General features: G+C 44.9%; 4 protein-coding genes. All 4 read right to left on the bottom strand.

The window, feature by feature from the left end; translation table 11 throughout:
* A partial coding sequence (locus tag ACTHUE_RS14135; protein ID WP_440361301.1) for a DUF6531 domain-containing protein occupies positions 1-450 on the bottom strand: 450 nt, incomplete at its 3' end.
* Entirely contained in the window at positions 441-656 is a 216-nt protein-coding gene (locus tag ACTHUE_RS14130; protein ID WP_079453697.1) for a hypothetical protein, read from the bottom strand. The genes ACTHUE_RS14135 and ACTHUE_RS14130, both read right to left, overlap by 10 nt.
* A gap of 54 nt (positions 657-710) precedes the next feature.
* Positions 711-1478, bottom strand: coding sequence for a hypothetical protein (locus tag ACTHUE_RS14125; protein ID WP_070625102.1), 768 nt, complete (start codon positions 1476-1478; stop codon positions 711-713).
* Between the two features lie 17 nt (positions 1479-1495).
* Positions 1496-3146 (bottom strand): RHS repeat-associated core domain-containing protein (locus ACTHUE_RS14120; RefSeq protein ID WP_440361299.1); only part of this gene is annotated, 1651 nt, incomplete at its 5' end.

Genomic DNA, 3146 nt, shown 5'->3' with positions numbered 1-3146 from the left:
GCCTTCGCCGTCGGTATGGGTGGTCAAACGACCTGCAGCATCGTAGCCGAAGGTCTCTTTGCTGCCGTCTGGATAGAGGGCGAGGGTGAGGTTTTGATTGGCGTCGTAGTGGTATTCGGTGTGCTGTCCCAGCGCATCGGTAATACGCACCAGCTGTCCTTCAGGGGTGTAGGCCAGTTTGGTTTCGTAACCGGAGCAGTCGGTAATCCGGTCGGGCTGATGGTTTTCGTTATAGTGGTAGGCGGTACTGCTGCCGTTCGGATCGGTTACCGACAGCAACAGACCGTTGCCGGCATATTCGAAACGGGTGATGTGTTTCAGCGGGTCGATATAGGCCAATCCGGCCGCATCGCGGATAATGCGTTGGCAGCCAGGTACGCTCCAACCCTCGCCGAGCCAGCCGGTACCGTCTTGGTCGGAATAATAGCTGCGGCTCCATACTAGAGGCAAAATGCCTTCAAAGGCAAAGTCGGTTTCACCCTCCAAAACTTCAAACCGTGTATCGGATTCACCGGCCGACCGGCACCCACTGCACCCTTACAGGACAGACAGGTTTTAGGGGGAAGTCTTTTGCTGAACTTGCCGTTCATATGGAACATATCGCCGGTGCGCACGATATAGCGTTTGCGGATTTTAACCGAGGAAGAATGGCGCATCGGCCAGGCCGGTTTGGTGGCGGTACGGGAAAGTATGCCCTTGCGGCCCGGAAGTTATAAATAAAGTTGGATAATACTTGTTATTTTTTTTTGTGTTTCAACACTAATTTCCTGGTTAAAATTTTGGATTAATTTAAGAAAATCAATAATTAAGTTGATTTGATTAGTGTTAAATATCGTACTTTGGTCTCTTAGGGCAATATATAAAAAGTCAACAACGTAACCATATAAATAGAATTTAGATAAATTAGAAAAAATATATTTTAAACAGCAAGGAGTAAAATATAATATAGCCTTATTAGTAAAGGCTTGCCACTCTAGTGATTCAAGTATTGAGAGAAAATCATCATATGTTATCTCAATCCAAGTTTTAGTAGATAGTTGCATTATAGAAAATATATAAAAGTTATCACTATCATCAAAACTTATGATGTTATTTTTATCAACTTTAAAAATTGGGAAAGTAGGCTTAATTTTTTCTTCTAGACAATTTCGTTCTTGTATATATTTTACCTCCATAAGAAATTTTTCAAATTCATAATTCACTCCTAAATCTTTGATAAACTTAGAAATATATTCTAAAAAATCATAAATTATATTAATTTCATTTTTGGTTAAAGATTGTAGTAAATTAAATAGTTCACTTACTTCTCCTTGGGATATGTTAGAATAATAGCTAAATAATTCTATGAAATAATCATTATCTATACTAGGATTTTCTATTGAGTTTAGTAAAAGTGTATTTAAATGTAAAGCATTTTCATTTTTTTGTTTATCTGACATTTGATTTTTAATTAACAAAATTAGATTGTTTTTTTTCATGTCTTACTTTCTATATTTTAAGGTATGGCAGCATTTGCAGGAATTGTTCCCCATAAAGGAGGGAGTAAAGAAGGCAAAAACCGAACAATTCGATAAACTATATATGCAGCTCCAGCACCAGCAACAACTTTTGCTCCTGTTTCTACAGTAGACCTCGGAACAGCAGGATTTTTCCACTGTTTAGGCTGAGGAACTGGTTTTGTCGCCCACTTCCACGCCCCAGAAGGGGGACTTCCACAACCTGAATCGTTCCACTCCTGCAAACGGTCTCTAAGGCTTTTCTGTTGATTCTTGATTTCCTGTTCATGTGTTTTCCACGACTGGGTACCAGGACCATTGCGACCATTAATTTGTTCATTGAACCTATGGCGCAAACCATGAGTGCCACCATTGTTACATTTCCGTTTATCTCTATTAATTAATCTATCAATATCTTGCCCAATCTCTTCGCATGATCGTTTTGACTTTCCTTTTAGACCTAATGGATCAAGCCAACGAGATATATTGAAGGCAAACATATAAAAATTACTACCTCCAAACAACCCAATCGGATCCTGATTCACAAACCGACCCGCATCAGGCTCGTAATACCTGAAGAAGTTGTAATGCAGCCCCGTCTCACGGTCGCAATACTGGTTCTGCAGGCGGAAGGGTTGGTGAGCAGTTCCGGATATGTTGGTTTCACTCTTCAGTTTGCCCCAGCCGGTATAGTTGCCAAACCACAAGAGGTTGCCGTCTTCATCGGTCATCTCTCTCGGAATGCCGATTTGGTCGCAGTGGAAGTAGTGGGTTTGTTGGCGGCTTTCGCCTTCTTCGTTGGTCCAGTTATGTACCTGTGCCAAGGGTTCGTAGCTATCGGGATCGGTATAGATATAGGTATATCTGCCGTCCGGGTGGACTTCCTGCAAGAGGTGGCTGCCGTCCCAAACGAATCCGGTTTCCTCTTCGAGGTCGTCTGAAACTTCCTGACTGGTTTTCAGACGACCTTTGCCTATCCTTCTGCCCAAGGCGTCGTAGCTGTAGGCCCAAGTCTCTTTCGTGCCGTCTTTTTTGAAGATTTCTACTTTAACCAGTTGGTCATGCAGGTCGTAGAAATAGTTCTGCACTTCGCCGTCGGCCAGTTCGCGGTGGATCAGGTTGCCGAGCTCGTCGTAGTAATAGCTGCTGCCGTTGTAGGTTTTCAGGCGGTTGTCGGGGACGGTAGGGCTGTTGTTGTCGGACAGGATATTGTGCGCGGGGTCGAAGGCGAACAGTTCGCTGCCGGCTTTGGTAATCCGGCCCAGTTTGTCGTATTCAAACCGGGTCGTGCCCGTCCGTTGGTCGGTACTGTGGATCAGGTTGCCGGTACGGTCATAGCCGTAGCTGCGTTTGACGGCATAAGCCGATGTTACTGCATTTTTCGCTGTCTCGGTCTGCGTCAGATCGTTGAGTGCGGCAATTTGCCTTTTCAGACGGCCTAAGGGATCGAGTTCGTAACGGCTGGCGAGTTTACCCTGTGTGCGGTAGATTTCGCGGTGCAGCTTATCGCGTTCGATGTCGGAGATGACTTCGTCGTCGAGGCTGATTTGGTGCAGGTGGCCGCTGCCGTAATACAGGTAGTTGATCTGTCTGCCGTCGGGCAGGACGGTGGCGGTACGGTTGCCGTTGAAGTCGTAGTGGTAGCGGATG

The organism is Neisseria sp. P0021.S005, from assembly GCF_051956955.1.
This window is presented reverse-complemented; position numbering and strand designations above follow the sequence as displayed.

Coding starts and splice junctions, on each gene's coding strand:
- ACTHUE_RS14130 (WP_079453697.1), bottom strand. CDS start 656: ATGCGCCATTCTTCCTCGGTTAAAATCCGCAAACGCTATATCGTGCGC.
- ACTHUE_RS14125 (WP_070625102.1), bottom strand. CDS start 1,478: ATGAAAAAAAACAATCTAATTTTGTTAATTAAAAATCAAATGTCAGAT.